Below are 16,643 nucleotides of genomic sequence, written 5' to 3'. Positions count from 1 at the left end.
GCCGCCGCCTCAGGCCGTGGCGTCCTCGGCGGGCTCGCGGCCCGGCTCGTAGACCCGCTCCTCCCGCTCGGGGTGGCGCCGGCGCGACCAGGCCAGGAACGCCACCGCCGCGACGAACAGCACGATCGAGGTCCAGACGTTGAAGCGCAGCCCGCCCACGTCGGAGAGCTCGACGTCGTCGATGCGCAGCGTCTCGATCCAGCCGCGTCCCAGCGTGTAGAGCGCGACGTAGGCCGCCAGCACCTGCCCGTGGCCCAGCCGGAAGCGCCGGTCGGCCCACACGAGCACCGCGAAGGCCGCCAGGCCCCACAGCGACTCGTAGAGGAAGGTGGGGTGGAAGGTGGTGCCCGGCTCGAAGCTGCGCCCCGGCGGCCAGTTGGCCGGGTCGATCTCCAGGCCCCAGGGCAGGTCGGTGGGCCGGCCGTAGAGCTCCTGGTTGAACCAGTTGCCCCAGCGGCCCAGCGCCTGGGCCACGAGCACGCCGGGGGCCATCGCGTCGAGCACCGGCAGCAGCCGGATGCCCTTGAGCCGCGCGCCGATGACGACGCCGACGGCGCCCAGGGCGATGCCGCCCCAGATGCCCAGGCCGCCCTTCCAGACGTACAGCGCCTGCCAGGGGTTGCCGTCCTCGCCGAAGTAGCGGCTCGCGTCGGTGGCCACGTGGTAGGCGCGCGCACCGACCAGGCCGAAGGGCACCGCCCAGATCGCGAGGTCCTGGATGTCGCCAGCGCGCCCGCCGCGGGCCACCCAGCGGCGCTCGCCGATCCAGATGGCGGCCACGATGCCCGCGATGATGCTCAGCGCGTAGCCGCGCAGCGGCAGCGGGCCGACGTACCAGGTGCCCTCGGAGGGGCTCGGGATCGACAGCGGCAGCACGGCGAGCAGGTCGAGCGCCATGCTCAGCCCCTCTCGAGCAGGGCGTGGATGTCGGCGGCGAACTGCGCCGACGAAGTCTCCTGGCCCCAGTAGAGCGGGGCGTCGTCGCCGCCGTCGATGGCCACCACCTGGGTGCTGTGGGTGTTGGGGTCGTAGCCGCCGCTGGGCAGGCGGGTGCCGTCGGTGACGCCGATGGCGATCGACTCACCGACCTCCTCGATGTCGTCGATGTCGCCGGTGAGCCCGATGAAGTCGGGGTCGATCCGGTCGAGGTAGGAGCGCACCGTCTCGGCGTCGTCGCGGGCCGGGTCGCTGGTCACGAAGACCACCTCGACCTGCTCGCGGTCGGCCTCGTCGAGCCGGGTCATCGCGCTGGCCAGGTTGGTGAGCACCGCCGGGCAGATGTCGGGGCAGCGGGTGTAGCCGAAGAACACCAGCGTCAGGCGCGCGTCGGTGTCGTCGGTCAGCGAGAACGGCTCGCCCTCGGTGTCGGTCAGCGGCGTCGAGGAGACGTCGAAGGGCGGGTCGACCACCTGGGCGCTCAGCTGTGCCGTCGAGGCCTCGCTGCCGCCCCCGCAGGCGCTGAGCAGCAGGGCGGCCGCCGCGAGCACCGGCGCGAGCAGCCGGCGGGTCGATCGAGTGGTCTCAGGCACGTCGGACGCCCTCCGCGAGGTCGTGGGTCAGCGCGCGCAGGGCCTCGAGGCCGGCCGCGCGGTCGTCGGGGTGGTCGAGCAGGGTGCGCACGAAGGCCGAGCCGACGATGACCGCGTCGGCGTACGACGCGACCTCGGCGGCCTGGTCGCCGTTGCCGACGCCGAGCCCCACGCCGACCGGCAGGTCGAGGCCGGCCTCGGCCACGGCCTGCTTGGTGCGGCTCACGAGGGGGCCGGCTAGGTCGCTGGTGGTCGTGCGGGCGCCGGTCACGCCCATCACGGCGGTGGCGTAGACGAAGCCGCGGCTGGCGCGCACGGTCATCGCGACCCGCTCGGGCGTCGAGGACGGCGCCACCAGGAAGATCTTGTCGAGGCCGTGCCGGTCGGCGGCGGCGATCCACTCGGGGGCGAAGTCGGGGGTCAGGTCGGGCGTGATGAGGCCCGCTCCCCCGGCGGCCGCCAGCCCGGCGGCGAACCGCTCGACGCCGTAGCGCTCCACCGGGTTCCAGTAGGTCATCACCACGGTGGGCGTGCCGGTGGCGGCCACGGCCTCGACCGTGCGCAGCACGTCGTCGGTGCGGGCGCCGCGCTCGAGAGCCTGCTGGGCGGCGGCCTGGATCGTGGGGCCGTCCATCACCGGGTCGGAGTAGGGCAGCCCGACCTCGATCACGTCGCAGCCCGCCTCGACCATGACCAGCATCGCGTCGATGCCGCCCTGGACGTCGGGGAAGCCGGCGGGCAGGTAGCCGACCAGCGCCGCGCGGCCCTCGGCCCGCGCGGTGGCGAAGGCGAAGGCGACGGTGCGGTCGGTGCTGCTGGTGGGCGCGCTCATCCGACCGGCTCCTCGGTGATGTCGTCGTCGAGGTCGACCTTGGTCTCGCCGAGGCCGAAGTACTCGATCGCGGTGCCCATGTCCTTGTCGCCGCGTCCGGAGAGGCTGATCAGCACGGTGGCCTCCGGGCCCTTCTCGACCGCCAGCCGCTCGGCGACGCGGATCGCGCCCGCCACCGCGTGCGCGGTCTCGATCGCCGGGATGATGCCCTCGGTGCGGCTCAGCAGCGCCATCGCGCTCATCGCCTCGTCGTCGGTCACCGGCAGGTACGTCGCCCGGCCGGTCGCGGCGAGGTGGGCGTGCTGCGGGCCCACGCCGGGGTAGTCCAGGCCGGCGCTGATCGAGTGCGACTCGAGCGTCTGGCCGTCGGCGTCCTGCAGCACGTAGGTGCGGGCGCCGTGCAGCACGCCCCGGTCGGCGGCGTGGATGGTCGCGGCGTGCCGCGGGGTGTCGACGCCCTCGCCGCCGGGCTCGAAGCCGTAGATCGCCACGTCGTCGTCGTCGAGGAACGCGGTGAAGAGGCCGATCGCGTTGGAGCCGCCACCCACGCAGGCCGCGATCGCGTCGGGCAGCACGCCGTACTGCTCGAGGCACTGGGCGCGGGACTCGTCGCCGATGCCGCGGGTGAAGTCGCGGACCATGCTCGGGAACGGGTGCGGGCCGGCGGCGGTGCCGAAGAGGTAGGCGGTGTGGTCGACCGAGGCGACCCAGTCGCGCAGCGCCTCGTTGATGGCGTCCTTGAGGGTGGCGCTGCCCGACTCCACCGGGATGACCTCGGCGCCCAGCAGGTGCATCCGGGCCACGTTGAGAGCCTGGCGCCGGGTGTCGACCGCGCCCATGTAGACGGTGCAGTCGAGCCCGAAGTACGCCGCCGCCGTGGCGCTCGCGACCCCGTGCTGGCCGGCGCCGGTCTCGGCGATGACCCGCTGCTTGCCCATCCGCTTGGTCAGCAGCGCCTGGCCCAGCACGTTTCGGATCTTGTGGGCGCCGGTGTGGTTGAGGTCCTCGCGCTTGAGCAGCACCCGGCAGCCGACCTGCTCGCTGAGCCGGGTGGCGTGGAAGAGCGGGCTGGGCAGGCCGGCGTAGTCGCGCAGCACGTGCTCGAACTCGCCCACGAAGGCGGGGTCGGCCATCGCGCCGGTCCAGGCCTCGGTGAGCTCGTCGAGGGCGGCGATGAGCGCCTCGGGCATGAAGCGCCCGCCCCAGCCCTGCTCGGGCCCGCCGAACCAGCCCTGCGCGTCGGCGTCGAAGCGACCCGAGGACGGCGGGACGGGGCTGCTGGTGGTGCTCATGCCTGGACTCCTGTCATGGCGGCGACGGCGGCGCGGGGGTCGCCGTCCTTGACGAGCGCCTCGCCGACGAGCACCGCGCGGGCGCCCTCACCGACGTGGCGACGGACGTCGTCGGGGCCGAAGACCCCGGACTCGGCGACCTTGACCACGTCGTCGGGGATCTGCGGGGCCAGCCGGGCGAAGGTGGCGGGGTCGATCTCGAGCGTCTTGAGGTTGCGGGCGTTGACGCCGACCAGCGGCGCCCCGAGGGCCACCGCGCGCTCGGTCTCGGCCTCGTCGTGCACCTCGACCAGCGCGGTCAGGCCCAGCTCGCCGGCCAGGTCGTGCAGGCGGCGCAGCTCGTCGTCGTCGAGCGCGGCGACGATCAGCAGCGCCAGGTCGGCGCCGGCGGCCCGGGCCTCCCACAGCTGGTAGTCGGTGACGATGAAGTCCTTGCGCAGCAGCGGGGTCTCGACGGCGGCGCGCACCGCGCGCAGGTCGGCCAGCGAGCCGCCGAAGCGGCGCTGCTCGGTCAGCACGCTGATCGCCGCCGCTCCCCCAGCGGCGTACTCGCGGGCCAGGACCGTGGGGTCGGGGATGTCGGCGAGCGCGCCCTTGCTGGGGCTCCTGCGCTTGACCTCGGCGATGACGCTCGAGCCGGGGGCGCGCAGGTGCGGCATCGGGTCGCGCGGCGCGTCGACGTCGGCGAGCGCGGCACGCAGGTCGCTCAGCGACGTGGTGGCCTGGCGCTCGGCGAGGTCGACCCGGACGCCGGCGACGATGTCGTCGAGGACGGACACGGGGACTCCTGGAACGGTGGTGGGGACCCCCCGAGTCTGTCACGACGGTGGCTGCGCCCGCCTGGCGCGTCCGCCTGCGCCGGGGCCGCCGACGGCGATATGTTCCCAGGACCCTGGCCGCACGACGAAGGAGCACCATGAGCTACAACGAGCCGCCTCCCCCGCCGCCGCAGTACGGACAGCCCTCCTACGGCGGTGACCAGCCCACCGGCACCTCGAAGAAGGCGACCTGGTCGCTGGTCAGCGGCATCGTCTCGCTGCTCTGCTGCGGCCCGCTGGGCATCCTGGCGATCGTGCTGGGCCGTCAGGCGCAGGCCGAGATCGCCACCACCGGCCAGCAGGGCGCCGGCCTGGCCAAGGCCGGCTTCATCCTCGGCATCGTGGCGCTGGTCTTCTTCGTGATCCAGATCATCGTCTTCGCCTCCGGCGGCGTCGACTTCGACTTCTCGACCAGCTGACCCGGCCTCAGGGCGCCAGCCAGGCGCCCGCCGGCAGCGGCAGGTTGCGCAGGAGCGTGAACGCGCCCACCACGCCCAGCCCCGCCACGAGCACCACCGAGGCCGCGCGGGCCTGCAGCCGCGGCATCGCTCGGCTCCGCCACCGCGACACGGCCCACAGCGCGAGCAGCGCCACGACCACAGGCATGGCCACCACGAGCAGCAGGTTGCTGGACGCGGCGGAGGCGACGTCGCCGTGGGTGAGGTCGTTGACCGCCCGCAGGCCACCGCAGCCGGGGCACCAGAAGCCCAGGGCCGCGGAGGGGCAGATGCCCCAGCTGCCGCCGACGTGGGGGTCGCGCAGCCGCAGCGCCAGCGTCGTCAGGGCCAGGGCCCCGATCGTCAGCGCCGGGGCCCGCACCCGCTCGCGCCGCGTCGGCGGCGGAGCGGTGGGGGCCAGGACGCTCATCGCGGGAAGTGGCTCAGTGCCCGGACTCCTCGTGCAGGCCCATCTTGGCCATCACGAGGAAGACGATGCCGGCGGCGACGGTGATCGCCACGCCGACCCAGAAGACCATGAAGCTCACGGGGCTGAACAGCAGGCCCACGCTGCCCACGGTGAAACCGAGGAGTCCCACGACCACCGCGGTCCAGGCTGCGGGGGTGTTGCCGTGGTTGTTCGACATGTTGCTGCTCCTCGGGTGTACGTCGATCGGTGCGGCCGAGTGTAGTGGCGGGCCCCGCTCAGCCCGCACCCCGGTCTGGCCCCGACGTGTCGTCGTCGGTCGGGTCGCGACCCTCGTCGATGGCGCGCCACAGGTCGAGGCCGGAGAGCTCCTCCGCGGGGCGGGTGGGCGCGGCGGACCGCGCCTCGGCCGCCGAGCCGGTCGGGGCGTCGTACCGGGTGCCCATCTCGGGCCAGTGCGGCACCAGCCGCAGTGCCGCGCCCGAGGCGAGCACCAGCAGCAGCGAGCCGACCACCGCCGCGGCGTACCAGCCGGTGCGCGAGACCCCGGTGTCGCCGGCGCCGACCTGCTCGAGCGCGGTGCGCAGCTCGTCGGGCAGGCTTCCCCACGCGGCGAGCGTCGCCACGAGGGCGGCCACCGACCCGAGGAGAGCCACCGCGACGACGGCGCGGCGCACCCGGCCGCGGGTCACCAGCACCACGCCCCAGGCGGCCAGGGCCACCAGCGCGAGCGAGGTGACCAGGGGCAGGTCGTAGGCCGCCTCGGGGCCGCCGAGCCCGACCGAGGCGGTGACGCCGGACCCGGGGTCACCCTCGACGTCGACGCCCGGCCTGGTGCCCGCGACGGCCGTCAGGGCTCCAGCGGCGAGACCCAGCAGCACGACCGGGGCGAAGGTGCGCCGCGCGCGGTGGGGCTCAGCCACGCTCGGGGGCGCCCAGCGGGAGCAGGTCGGCGTCGAAGCAGGTGTGCTCGCCGGTGTGGCAGGCGGCGCCGACCTGGTCGACCTTGACGAGGATCGTGTCGCCGTCGCAGTCGAGGCGGACCTCGACGACGTGCTGCACGTGCCCCGAGGTGTCGCCCTTGACCCAGTACTCCCCCCGGCTGCGCGACCAGTAGGTCGCCCGGCCGGTCGAGAGGGTGCGGGCCAGAGCGGTGTCGTCCATCCAGCCCAGCATCAGCACCTCGCCGGTGTCGTGCTGCTGGGCCACGGCCGGGACCAGGCCGTCGCTGGTGCGCTTGAGGCGTGCGGCCACGTCAGGGGCGAGCTGGTCGGTCATGGCCCCATCATCCCCCGCGAGCACGACCGCCCCCGCGCCGGGCGGCGCGGGGGCGGTCGTGGTGCTGGCGCTGGTGGGCGGTCAGCGGATGCGGACCCTGATCGTCCTCTTGGCGTCGAGGACGTCCTCGCTGGCGCTGAGGAACTTCACCCGCACGACGTGCTTGCCACGGCTCAGGCCGCGGACCACGATCTTGCGGGTCCCACCGGTCAGCTTCTTGGCGCCCAGGGTGCGGCCGTTCTCCTTGAGCACCACTCGACCGGGCACCGGCGAGACGGCCTCGGCGAACACCTTCACCTTGACCACGAGCTTCGAGCCCTTGGTCCGCTCGACCACCTGCAGCTCGGGCTTCTCCGGCGTGCCGGCCGGGTCGGCCACGCGGCCGGCCGAGACGGTGCGCACGGTGTCCGCCCGGTCGGCGTGGCTGTAGGTGACGCGGGCCGAGAGGACCGTGCCGGCGTCGGCGCGGGTGGCGCGGTAGCGCTCCCCGATGGCACCGCTGAGCGGGGCGTCGTCACGCAGCCACTGCACGGCGCGGGTCGCGTCGGCCGGGTCGCTGGTGCCGGTGTCGACGACCAGCTCCTCGCCGACCACGGCGCGTCCCTCGACGGTGGGTGCCACCACGACCTCGACCGGCTGCACCGGCTGCTCGGCGATGGTGCGGGGCTGCGAGGTCGCCGACGCGCTGTCGGCCCCCCGGCGGGCGGTCACGACGACCGCGACGGCCTTGCCGACGAGGCTCTCGGTGACCACGATCGACGACGAGGTCGCGCCGGCGACGGGGGTGCCGTCGGCGAGCCACTGGTAGTCGTAGGTCAGCCCGTCCGCGGGGTCCCAGGTGCCGGTGCTGGCGCTGAGGGTCCCACCCGGCGCAGCGGTGCCGGTGACCACCGGGAGCGTGGTGTTGGTGATCGGACCCGAGGCGATCGGACCGACCGGGTCGGACGTCGCCGTCCCGGAGGTGAGCCCGGCCTTGCTGGCCGTGACCCGGACCGTGACCACCTTGCCGGCCGTGCTGCGCTCCAGCTCGTAGGTGGGGCGGGTGGCGCCGGTGATCGCGACGCCGCCGACCAGCCACTGGTAGGAGAACGAGGTGGGCTCGTTCGTCCAGGTGCCCTCGGTGCTCGAGAGCGTCTCGCCGACGCGCGGCGTGCCGCTCACCTTCGGAGCGGTCCGGTTCGACACGGTCGTCGGGTCGGGGGCGACCAGGGCGGTCGACTCCGAGGTGGCCGTGCCCGGGTCCATCCCCTTCGCGACGCTGGCCCCGACGCGCACCGCGACGGTCTTGCCCTCGTCGGCACCGCTGGGGGTGTACGTCGTGCCGGTCGCGCCGGGCACCGCCCGGCCGTCCACCAGCCACTGGTAGGTGAAGGTCGGCTTGGCGGCGTTCCAGGTGCCGGGCTCGGCGCTGAGCGGCTTGCCCACGAACGGCTGTCCCTTGACGCTCGGCAGCGTCGTGGCCCGCAGCGTGCCGCGCACGACCTCGACGGTGGTGCGCGAGACCGCGACGCGGTCGGGGTCGTTGGTCGTCTCGGTGACCTTCAGCGAGATCTTCTTGCCCAGCTGCGCGGCGTCGAGCAGCAGGGTGCTGCTGGTGGCCCCTGCGACGGCCTGGCCGTCGGCGAGCCACTGCAGCTCGAAGGTGCCGCCCTTGCTCCACTCACCGGTGGTGCCGGTCAGGGTCTCCCCCACCACGGCCCTGCCGGTGACCAGCGGGTCCTGGCGGTTCTCGGTCGACGGGTCGGGCGAGCCGAACATCGACGAGGCCTGCGCCTTGCCGGTGGGCTTGCTGCTCGCCGCCTCGCTGACGTCGCCCGTGGCGCGTCGGGCGGTCAGGTGCACCAGGTAGTGCTTGGCCTCGAAGGTCCCCACGATCGGCGTCGCTGTGGGAATTTTGTAGGTCGCCCCGTCGGAGGTGCCCGACGCCTTCGTCCACGGACCGGCCGCAGAGTCGGACTGGAACCACTGGTAGGCGTAGGTGACGTCCGCGGCCGACCAGGTACCCGGCTTCGCGGTCAGCGTGCCCCCCTCGACGGCCTGCCCGGCGATCCACGGTGCGGCGAGGTTGACCGGCCGTCCGTCGCTCAGGCGGACGTCGATCCCGGTGCTGGCGGCTGCCCCGACCACGACGTCGGAGGCGTCACCGATCTCCTGTGCGGGCAGCTCGTCGGTCGTGTAGAAGCCCTTGCCGGGCACACCCACCCGGTAGGTGCGCGCGCGCACCCTCAGCTCGTACGAGCCGTCGCTCTGGGTGCTGGCTGCGGGCTGGACGGACTTCCAGCCGGCCAGCACGGGTGCGCCGTCGACGATGTTCTCCACGAAGCGGTAGCGGGCGTGCACGGACTCGTCGCGGGCCGGCGCGCCGGTGGTGGTCGTGACGGTGCCCCGGATGGCCGAGACGCCGGGCAGCGAGTACTGCTGCAGCGTCCGGCTCTGCTCGGCGGTCAACGTGACGTCCGGCGCCTGGTCGAGGCCGACCAGACCGGGCAGGAAGCCCCGGTTGCCGTCCGCGAGGTCGGCCAGGAGGCGGTAGCTGCCGCTGGCGACCGAGAAGGAGAATCCACCCGAGCCGGTCAGGCTCCTGGTGGCGACCTCGCGCCACACGGTGTGCGCGGCGCCGCCCTGCTCGCCCTTCTCCGTGAAGGAGACCTTGCGCCACAGCGAGACCGCGCCGCCGTCGTCGTACGCCGAGCCGTCGCGCTCGGTGAGCGAGCCGGCCAGGACCGCGAGGGTCGGCAGGGTGACGTCGCGACCGTGGAGGACCTGGTGCTCGGCGACCGAGATGTTCTGGCCCTCGTCGGCGACCGTGGCGGCCGGGAACCAGCGGGTCTCGCGGCCCGCCTTCTCGAAGCGCAGGCGGAAGGGCTGGTCGAGGCCGGCGTCCTTCACCGTGATCGCGTAGCGACCGGTCTTGTCGGTGGTCGCGGGGGTGGCATACGCCGCCCTGCTGACCCACTGGTCGGCGGCGGCGTCATAGACGACCGGGGTCACGCGGACGTCCTGCAACGCGTTGCCCGCGTTGTCCCGCACGGTCCCGATGACCTGAGCGACCCGGTTCAGGCTCGCGTTGACGCCGGCCTTCGGCGTCTTGAAGGTGGTCTCGACCTCGTCCGCCGCTGCCTGCGTCGGCTTCGCGTCGAAGTACTGGGTCTCGAAGCCCGGCGCGTGGAAGCCCACGACGTAGCCGCTGCCGGGCGGCACCTGGGCGGAGTAGAAGCCGTCGGCGCCGGTCGTGGCCCGTGTCGCCTGGACCTCGGTCCACACCGGCTGGCCGGAGGCGTCGGTGGTGCCGGTCTCGACCGAGATCACGACGCCCTTGACCGGATCGTTGCCACCGGCCTCCTTCACGATGCCGGTGATGGTTGTGGTGCTGCGGCTGTCGAGTCGGGCGTCCAGGCGACGAGCGGTGCCCTCCTCGATCGCCACCAGGGCAGTCCGGGACTTGTCCGTGCTCAACGAGCCGTTGTCGAAGTAGTAGGTGCCGAAGGCGGGCGCGGTCACCTCGACGACGTAGTCGCCGAAGACCTGGTCGACGAGCCACCGGCCGTCACCCTCGGTGGTGTCGCTGGCGGCCGTGGTGGCGTTGCCGTCCTTGTCCACCTGCGTGTACTGCACGCTGCCGGTCCCGCCGTCGGCGAAACGACGGGTGAAGACCCGGATGGTCGCGTCCTTGATGGGCGTGCCGTCCTTGGTCATGACCGTGCCGCCCATCTGCGAGCGGGTCATCTGGGTGAGGAAGCCGTGGGCCGCGGCGACAGTCTGCTGGTCGGCCAGCGTCACCGAGCCGGCCGCGGCCGGGTCGGCGGTGCTTGCCGTGCTGGAGACGTAGTAGTGGGTGCGGTAGCCGGCGCGCTCGAAGGTCAGCCGGTAGGTGCCGGGCAGCAGGTCGTCGAAGCGGTAGGCGCCGTCAGAGTCGGTCGACCGCTGCTGCGCGGTGGTGCCCGTGCGCGACAGGGTGACGGTCGCACCGGCCACCGGGTCGTCCTCGAGGCTGCCCTTGCGCGTCACGACGCCGCTGAGCTCGGCGCTGCCGGCCTGCAGCTGCTCGTCGACGTCGGTGCGACCGCCGGTCACCGTCACGTAGGTGGCTTGGGCGAGGTCGGTGGTGGCGTTGCCGCCCGTCCGCAGGTACGCCGGGTCGTAGCCGGGGGCGGTGTAGCGCACCAGGTAGGTGCTGCGGGTCGCGTCGTCGAGCGTGGTCGTCCACGCGCCGTTGGCGTCGGTGGTGGCGTCGACCGCGACCAGCTCCTTGAAGCTGCCGCCGTCCCGATCGCCGAGCCGGACGGTCACCCCCTGCAGCGGCGCCCCGTCCTGACCTGTCACCTTGCCGGAGACGGTCACGGTGGCCGCGTGCGCGGCCACCGAGAAGGTGCCGACCACCAGCGCGAGGACGGTCAGGAGCAGCAGCGGCAGCGAGAGCGCTCTGCGGGCGTGGCGGGACGATGACGAGGGCATGGAACACCTCTCCTGTGGGGGGACGCGGCACCGCCCGCGAGGGGTCGGCACACGCCCCAACCGCAGGCCGTGGGCGGTGTTACGGGTGGGGGTAAAGAAAGACCCCGAACGCTCCGCAGGTCCAGACCGACCGGTCCAGACCCCTTGCGCCCGACCGGGCTGCGAAGGTAAAGGACCCCGCGCGGTGGCCGCTCAGCGACCCTGCTGGGCCACCCACGAGGCGTGCAGCCCGGCGTAGACCGAGCCCTGCTGGACGACCAGGTCGGCGTGCGGGCCACGCTGCACGATGCGGCCGCGGTCGACCACGACCACCTCGTCGGCGGCCTCGGCAGTCGACATCCGGTGCGCGATGGTGACCGAGGTGCGACCGCTCATCAGCCGCTCCAGGGCGCGTCCGATCCGCATCTCCAGCGACGGGTCGACGGCGCTGGTGGCCTCGTCGAGCACCAGCAGGTCGGGGTCGGCCAGGTGGGCCCGCAGCAGCGCCACGAGCTGGCGCTCGCCGGCGGACAGGGAGTCGCCGCGCTGGCCCACGCGGGTCTCGAGCCCGGCCGGCAGGCCGGCCAGCCAGTCACCCAGGCCGAGCTCCTCGGCGCTGGCCCAGATGTCGGCCTCGGACGCGTCGAGACGGCCGTAGCGCACGTTGGCGGTGATCGTGTCGTCGAAGAGGAAGCCCTCCTGCGGCACCAGGACGACGCTGCGACGCAGCGTGGCCTGGGCGATGTCGCGCACGTCGACGCCGTCGAGCAGCACGGCCCCCTCGGAGGGATCCATCAACCGGGTCAGCAGCTTGGCGAAGGTCGACTTGCCCGACCCGGTCTCCCCCACGATCGCCACCCGGCGCCCCGCGGCGATCGACATGTCCAAGTCCTGCAGCACCGGCGGGCCGCCGGGGTAGGCGAAGGTGACGTCCTGGAAGCGCACGTCGATCGGGCCCGGCGGGAGGTCGTGGCCCGCGGACCCCGGGTCGACGAGGTCGGCGGGGGTGTCGAGGATGCCGATGACGCGGCGCCACCCGGCGATCGCCAGCTGGGCGTCGGTGAGGATCTGGGTGCCCATCTGCACCGGCCCGACGAACAGGGTGACCAGGAACGCGAAGGCCAGGATCTCGCCGGCGGTGATGTCGCCGGCGATCCCGAGCAGCACGCCCACGACGATCACGCCCGCGTTGGCCAGGCCCGCGGACACGCCACCGAGGGAGAAGGAGAAGGCCGTGAAGCCCTGGGCGCGGGTGCTCGCGACGCGGTGTGCGTCGACGGCTTCGTCGATGCGGTCCTGGGTGCGCGACTGCACGGCGTACGAGCGCACGACCGCGGCGCCGACCACGGGCTCGGAGATGGCCGAGAGCATCGCGCCGACCTGGCGACGCACGGTGCCGTAGGCCTGCGACAGCTTGCGCTGGAAGAACTTCAGCGAGGCGAAGAGCGGTGCGAAGCACAGCCACACCACCAGCGTCAGCTGCCACGAGTAGATGAGCATCACCGCGGTGGCGATGACCACCTGGCCGATGCTGACCACGAAGAGCAGCCCGCCGAAGACCAGGAACTGGCTGACCTGGTCGACGTCGCTGGTCACGCGCGCGACCAGCGCACCGCGGCGCTCGGTGTTCTGCGTCAGCAGCGGCAGGTCGTGGACGTGGCGGAACGCTTTGGTGCGCAGCGTCGCCAGCCCGCCCTCGGCGGTGCGGAAGAGTCGGCTGGTCATCTTGTACGACGCCCAGGAGGTCAGCACGATGGCGAGCGCGGCGAGCACGCCCATCCAGGCCGTGAAGGTGAGGTCGGGGCCGCCCTCGGCACCCAGCCCCCGGTCGAGGGTCTGCTGCACCGCGATCGGCACCACGACCTGTCCGGCGGAGGCCAGCACCGCGTAGGCCAGCGTGGTGCGGATGCCGACGGTCAGCTCGGGCGAGTGGTGCAGCCCGCGGCGGATCGTCTCGATCGCGCGCATCTCCTCGCCGGTATCGAGCGCGGTGCCCGAGCTGGAGGCGGCCCGTACGGCACTCATGACGGCTCTCCTGCGGTGGTGGCGACGGCGGCATCGGGGTCGGGCTCGTCCTCGTAGGCGTTGACCAGCGCGGCGTAGGAGGGGTTGCGCGCCAGCAGCTCCTGGTGGGTGCCGCGGTCGACGACGCGTCCGTCCTCGAGGTGCACCACCTCGTCGGCCAGCCCGATCGTGGCCTTGCGGTAGGCCACCACCAGCAGGCTCGGGCGCTCGGCCCCGTCGGCGCCCGAGCGCAGCGCCGCCAGGATGCGCGCCTCGACCTCGGGGTCGACCGCGGACGTCGCGTCGTCGAGCACCAGCAGCCGGGGCCGGCGCACCAGCGCCCGGGCCAGCGAGATCCGCTGGCGCTGGCCCCCGGACAGCGAGGTGCCGCGCTCGCCGAGCCGGCTGTCGAGGCCGTGCGGCAGGGCGGCCACGAACCCGTCGGCCTGGGCAGCGCGCAGCACCGCCCACACCTCCTCGTCGCTGACGTCGGCGCCCAGCGTGATGTTGCCGCGCACCGTGTCGTCGAAGAGGAAGGCGGTCTGGGCCACCAGCGAGACCGCCTGGGCCAGCTGGCCCGGTGCGAGGTCGCGCAGGTCCTGCCCGTCGAGGAGGATCCGTCCGCCGTCGGGGTCGACGAGGCGGCTGACCAGCGAGGTCAGGGTGCTCTTGCCGGACGCGGTGGCCCCGACCAGCGCCACCGTGCGCCCGGGCTCCACGGTGAAGCGCAGGTCGTCGAGGAGCCGCTGGCCCGGGACGTAGGAGTAGCTGAGGCCGTCGACCTCGAGCCGTGCACCGCCGCGGCCGGTGGTCGCCAGGGCGGCATCGCCGTACGGCATCTCGCCGGTGGCCTCGAGCACGCTGGTGACCCGGCGGAAGCCGACGACGCTGCGGGGGAACTCGCCCAGCAGCCAGCCGATGGAGCGGATCGGGAACGACACGATGGTCAGCAGGTAGGCGACCTGGACCACGTTGCCGGGGTCGGTGGCGCCGCTCTGCACCCGCGCGACCCCGACGGCCAGGACGACCAGGACGCCGAGGTTGGGCAGCGCTGCGAGGGCCGGGTCGAAGGCCGCGCGGATGCGACCGGCGCGCACCAGCACCCCGCGCAGCTCCTGGGCCTTGGCCGAGAACCGGGCGGTCTCCTCGCCCTCGCGACCCAGCGTCTTGACGACCATCGCCCCGTCGAAGGACTCGTGGGCGACCTCGGAGAGCTCGGCGCGCAGCTGCTGCGCGCGGGTCATCAGCGGCGAGCTGAGCCGCTGGAAGACGACGTTGGCCGCGATCACCGCCGGGAAGACGAGCAGCCCGACCACGGCCAGCACCAGGTCGGCGACGAGCATCTGGACCACCGCGATGACCATCATCGCGACCGTGCCGACCGCCATCGGCAGCGGCGCGACCGGGCCCCAGGCGGCCTCGACGTCGGAGTTGGCGTTGGAGAGCAGCTGCCCGGTCGGGTGGCGCTGGTGCCACTCCATCGGCAGCGCGAGGTACTGGCGGGTCACGGCGCGGCGGGTGTGCGCCTGCATCCGGTACTGCATGATGCCGGCGCCGAGCCGACGCGCGACGATGCCGACCGCGCGCAGGATGGCCACGCCCAGGAAGAGCGTCAGCACCGCCCACAGCATCCCGGCACCGACCTCGCCGGTCTCGAGGGCCGGCAGCACCACGTTCTCCGTCGACCAGCCCAGCACCCAGGCGTCGGCCACGGTCAGGGCGCCGAACAGCACGCTGCCCAGGGCGGAGACGGCGAAGACCCACGGCTCGCGCTTGATGGCGACCCACAGCACGGCGAACCCGTCGCGGGTGGTCGTGGCCCGGCTCGCTGCCGCCCTCGGCTCCGACCCTGCCTGCTCGCTCACCGCGTGTCCCGTCCTCGTCCCGCCCGACCGCGGGCGAACCCCGCGACGACCGAGGCTATTCCCGCCCGCCGACACCGGGGCCACCCGGTCCGTCCCCGGCCCACCCCCGACCTAGGGTGTCGCCATGGACGCCGCTGCTGCTCCCGCCCGCGCCCGCCGGACCGTGCTGCGCGGCGGCCGGGTGCTCGACCCCACCTCGCCCGCAGAGCCCGGCTCCGGACCCACGGCCCTGGCCGTCGAGGACGGCCGGGTCGTGGCGCTGGGCAGCGAGGACGACGCCGACGCCTGGGTCGGCACCGGCGACGCGGCGCCGCACGTGGTCGCCCTCGACGGCGCCCTGGTCACCCCTGCTTTCGTCGACAGCCACGTGCACACCGTGCGCACCGGCTTCGCGCTGACCGGCCTCGACCTCTCCGGCCCGGCGTACGCCGCCGCCACGGGGCTCGACGACGTGCTCGACGCCCTCGCCCGTCACGCGCGGCGCCACCCCGACGACGCGGTGCTCGTGGGCCAGGGCTGGGACGAGACGCCGTGGCGCGCGGGCCGCCCGCCCACCGGCGACGAGCTCGAGCGGGCCGCGCCGGGACGGCGTACCTACCTGACCCGCGTCGACGGCCACTCCTCGGTCGTCTCCCCCGCGCTCGCCTCGCTGGTGCCGGGGCTCCCCGACCTGCAGGGCTGGACGCCCGACGGGCGCGTCGAGCGCGACGCCCACCACGCGGTGCGGCACACGCTGGAGACCCTGATCGGCGACGTCGAGCGCCTCGACGCGGCCCGGGCCGCCTGTCACGCGATGGCGGCCGTCGGCATCGCCGGGTTCCACGAGAACGCCGCCCCGCACATCGGCCCGGAGGCCGAGATCGCCCTGGTGCGCCAGGCCGCCGACGAGGTCGGCCTCGCCGCGACGGTCTACTGGGGCGAGCTGATGGCGGTCGAGACCGCCGCGCGGCTGGGGGTGGCCGGCCTGGCCGGCGACCTGGTGGCCGACGGCGCGTTCGGCTCGCGCACCGCCGCGCTCGGGGCGGCGTACGCCGACGCACCGACCTGCGGGCACGCCTACGTCAGCGCCGATCAGGTGCACGAGCACGTCGTGGCGTGCACCCGCGCGGGGCTGCAGGCCGGCTTCCACTGCATCGGCGACGCCGCGCTCGACGCGATCGGCGAGGGCTTCGCGGCCGCCGCCGACGAGCTCGGCGACGAGGCTGTGCGGGCCGGTCGGCACCGGCTCGAGCACGTCGAGATGCCGTCGGCGGCCACCATCGCCGTGCTCGGCCGGCTGGGCGTCACCGCGAGCGTGCAGCCGATGTTCGACGGGCTGTGGGGCGGGCCCTCGGGCATGTACGCCGCCCGCCTCGGCGAGCGCTGGCGCGAGACCAACCCGTTCCGCGACCTGGCCGGGGCCGGGGTGCCGCTGGCGTTCGGCTCGGACTCACCGGTGACGGCGCTGGGCCCGTGGGCGGCCGTGCGCGCCGCGGTGCACCACCGCGTGCCCGGTCAGGGGCTCACGCCGCTGGCAGCCGTGCTCGCCCACTCCCGCGGCGGCTGGCTGGCCGCCGCCCAGGACCATCGCGGCCGGCTGGCGCGCGGCTGGGTGGCCGACCTGGCCGTCTGGGAGACCCCGGCAGGCGTCGACGCCGACGGCGTGCCGGTGCTCGAGCCCGGCGCCGAGCTGCCCCGCCTGCTGCGCACGATGGTGGCCGGGCGCACCGTCCACCAGGTGGGCTGAG

General features: G+C 74.1%; 14 protein-coding genes. 2 read left to right on the top strand and 12 right to left on the bottom strand.

The genetic code is table 11. The features are described from left to right. Window positions 1–9: 9 nt before the first annotated feature. The 5 genes from lgt to trpC are packed head-to-tail and all read right to left on the bottom strand — an operon-like array spanning window position 10 to window position 4,432. Window positions 10–897, bottom strand: a complete 888-nt coding sequence (lgt, locus tag QWJ41_RS04655; RefSeq protein ID WP_302706015.1) for a prolipoprotein diacylglyceryl transferase — start codon at window positions 895–897, stop codon at window positions 10–12. Window positions 898–899: 2 nt separating this feature from the next. Then, window positions 900–1,529, bottom strand: a complete 630-nt coding sequence (locus tag QWJ41_RS04650; RefSeq protein WP_302706013.1) for an SCO family protein — start codon at window positions 1,527–1,529, stop codon at window positions 900–902. Then, window positions 1,522–2,361, bottom strand: a complete 840-nt coding sequence (gene trpA, locus QWJ41_RS04645) for a tryptophan synthase subunit alpha (RefSeq protein WP_302706011.1) — start codon at window positions 2,359–2,361, stop codon at window positions 1,522–1,524. The genes QWJ41_RS04650 and trpA overlap by 8 nt, the downstream gene beginning before the upstream one ends. After that, a complete protein-coding gene (trpB, locus tag QWJ41_RS04640) occupies window positions 2,358–3,653 on the bottom strand; it encodes a tryptophan synthase subunit beta (protein ID WP_302706009.1) in 1,296 nt (431 codons plus the stop codon). The genes trpA and trpB overlap by 4 nt, the downstream gene beginning before the upstream one ends. Next, window positions 3,650–4,432, bottom strand: a complete 783-nt coding sequence (gene trpC, locus QWJ41_RS04635) for an indole-3-glycerol phosphate synthase TrpC (protein WP_302706007.1) — start codon at window positions 4,430–4,432, stop codon at window positions 3,650–3,652. Before trpC ends, trpB begins: the two co-directional genes overlap by 4 nt. A gap of 137 nt (window positions 4,433–4,569) precedes the next feature. Between trpC and QWJ41_RS04630 the strand changes: the two genes are divergently transcribed. Further along, window positions 4,570–4,890: a DUF4190 domain-containing protein gene (locus QWJ41_RS04630; protein WP_302706005.1), complete on the top strand. Its 321-nt coding sequence runs from the start codon at window positions 4,570–4,572 to the stop codon at window positions 4,888–4,890. Between the two features lie 7 nt (window positions 4,891–4,897). Here QWJ41_RS04630 and QWJ41_RS04625 read toward each other — a convergent pair whose 3' ends face one another. The 7 genes from QWJ41_RS04625 to QWJ41_RS04595 all read right to left on the bottom strand — a co-directional run bounded on the left by QWJ41_RS04625 (window position 4,898) and on the right by QWJ41_RS04595 (window position 14,916). Beyond that, a complete protein-coding gene (locus tag QWJ41_RS04625; protein WP_302706003.1) occupies window positions 4,898–5,338 on the bottom strand; it encodes a DUF2752 domain-containing protein in 441 nt (146 codons plus the stop codon). 13 nt (window positions 5,339–5,351) lie between these two features. Then, window positions 5,352–5,555 carry an HGxxPAAW family protein gene (locus QWJ41_RS04620; RefSeq protein ID WP_302706001.1) on the bottom strand — a complete coding sequence of 68 codons (204 nt, stop codon included), beginning with the start codon at window positions 5,553–5,555 and terminating at the stop codon, window positions 5,352–5,354. Between the two features lie 58 nt (window positions 5,556–5,613). After that, the gene (locus QWJ41_RS04615) at window positions 5,614–6,258 is read right to left on the bottom strand and encodes a Trp biosynthesis-associated membrane protein (RefSeq protein ID WP_302705999.1); all 645 of its coding nucleotides are present in this window, start codon (window positions 6,256–6,258) and stop codon (window positions 5,614–5,616) included. Then, window positions 6,251–6,613, bottom strand: coding sequence for a phosphoribosyl-AMP cyclohydrolase (hisI, locus tag QWJ41_RS04610; protein WP_302705997.1), 363 nt, complete (start codon window positions 6,611–6,613; stop codon window positions 6,251–6,253). The genes QWJ41_RS04615 and hisI overlap by 8 nt, the downstream gene beginning before the upstream one ends. Window positions 6,614–6,694: 81 nt before the next feature. Then, window positions 6,695–11,068: a carboxypeptidase regulatory-like domain-containing protein gene (locus QWJ41_RS04605; RefSeq protein WP_302705995.1), complete on the bottom strand. Its 4,374-nt coding sequence runs from the start codon at window positions 11,066–11,068 to the stop codon at window positions 6,695–6,697. Between the two features lie 192 nt (window positions 11,069–11,260). Beyond that, complete coding sequence (locus tag QWJ41_RS04600; RefSeq protein WP_302705993.1) at window positions 11,261–13,072, bottom strand: ABC transporter ATP-binding protein; 1,812 nt, start codon at window positions 13,070–13,072, stop codon at window positions 11,261–11,263. Then, window positions 13,069–14,916: an ABC transporter ATP-binding protein gene (locus QWJ41_RS04595; protein ID WP_302705991.1), complete on the bottom strand. Its 1,848-nt coding sequence runs from the start codon at window positions 14,914–14,916 to the stop codon at window positions 13,069–13,071. The genes QWJ41_RS04600 and QWJ41_RS04595 overlap by 4 nt, the downstream gene beginning before the upstream one ends. 124 nt (window positions 14,917–15,040) lie before the next feature. Between QWJ41_RS04595 and QWJ41_RS04590 the strand changes: the two genes are divergently transcribed. Then, the gene (locus QWJ41_RS04590; protein ID WP_302705989.1) at window positions 15,041–16,642 is read left to right on the top strand and encodes an amidohydrolase; all 1,602 of its coding nucleotides are present in this window, start codon (window positions 15,041–15,043) and stop codon (window positions 16,640–16,642) included. The last annotated feature ends 1 nt before the right edge of the window (window position 16,643 follow it).

The organism is Nocardioides cremeus (genome assembly GCF_030518195.1).
Taxonomy (GTDB): domain Bacteria; phylum Actinomycetota; class Actinomycetes; order Propionibacteriales; family Nocardioidaceae; genus Nocardioides; species Nocardioides cremeus.
This window is presented reverse-complemented; position numbering and strand designations above follow the sequence as displayed.

Bases quoted from the DNA above. Each gene is read 5' to 3' on its own strand.
- lgt (WP_302706015.1), bottom strand. From the start codon at position 897: ATGGCGCTCGACCTGCTCGCCGTGCTGCCGCTGTCGATCCCGAGCCCC.
- trpA (WP_302706011.1), bottom strand. From the start codon at position 2,361: ATGAGCGCGCCCACCAGCAGCACCGACCGCACCGTCGCCTTCGCCTTC.
- trpB (WP_302706009.1), bottom strand. From the start codon at position 3,653: ATGAGCACCACCAGCAGCCCCGTCCCGCCGTCCTCGGGTCGCTTCGAC.
- QWJ41_RS04630 (WP_302706005.1), top strand. From the start codon at position 4,570: ATGAGCTACAACGAGCCGCCTCCCCCGCCGCCGCAGTACGGACAGCCC.
- QWJ41_RS04625 (WP_302706003.1), bottom strand. From the start codon at position 5,338: ATGAGCGTCCTGGCCCCCACCGCTCCGCCGCCGACGCGGCGCGAGCGG.
- QWJ41_RS04620 (WP_302706001.1), bottom strand. From the start codon at position 5,555: ATGTCGAACAACCACGGCAACACCCCCGCAGCCTGGACCGCGGTGGTC.
- hisI (WP_302705997.1), bottom strand. From the start codon at position 6,613: ATGACCGACCAGCTCGCCCCTGACGTGGCCGCACGCCTCAAGCGCACC.
- QWJ41_RS04605 (WP_302705995.1), bottom strand. From the start codon at position 11,068: ATGCCCTCGTCATCGTCCCGCCACGCCCGCAGAGCGCTCTCGCTGCCG.
- QWJ41_RS04600 (WP_302705993.1), bottom strand. From the start codon at position 13,072: ATGAGTGCCGTACGGGCCGCCTCCAGCTCGGGCACCGCGCTCGATACC.
- QWJ41_RS04590 (WP_302705989.1), top strand. From the start codon at position 15,041: ATGGACGCCGCTGCTGCTCCCGCCCGCGCCCGCCGGACCGTGCTGCGC.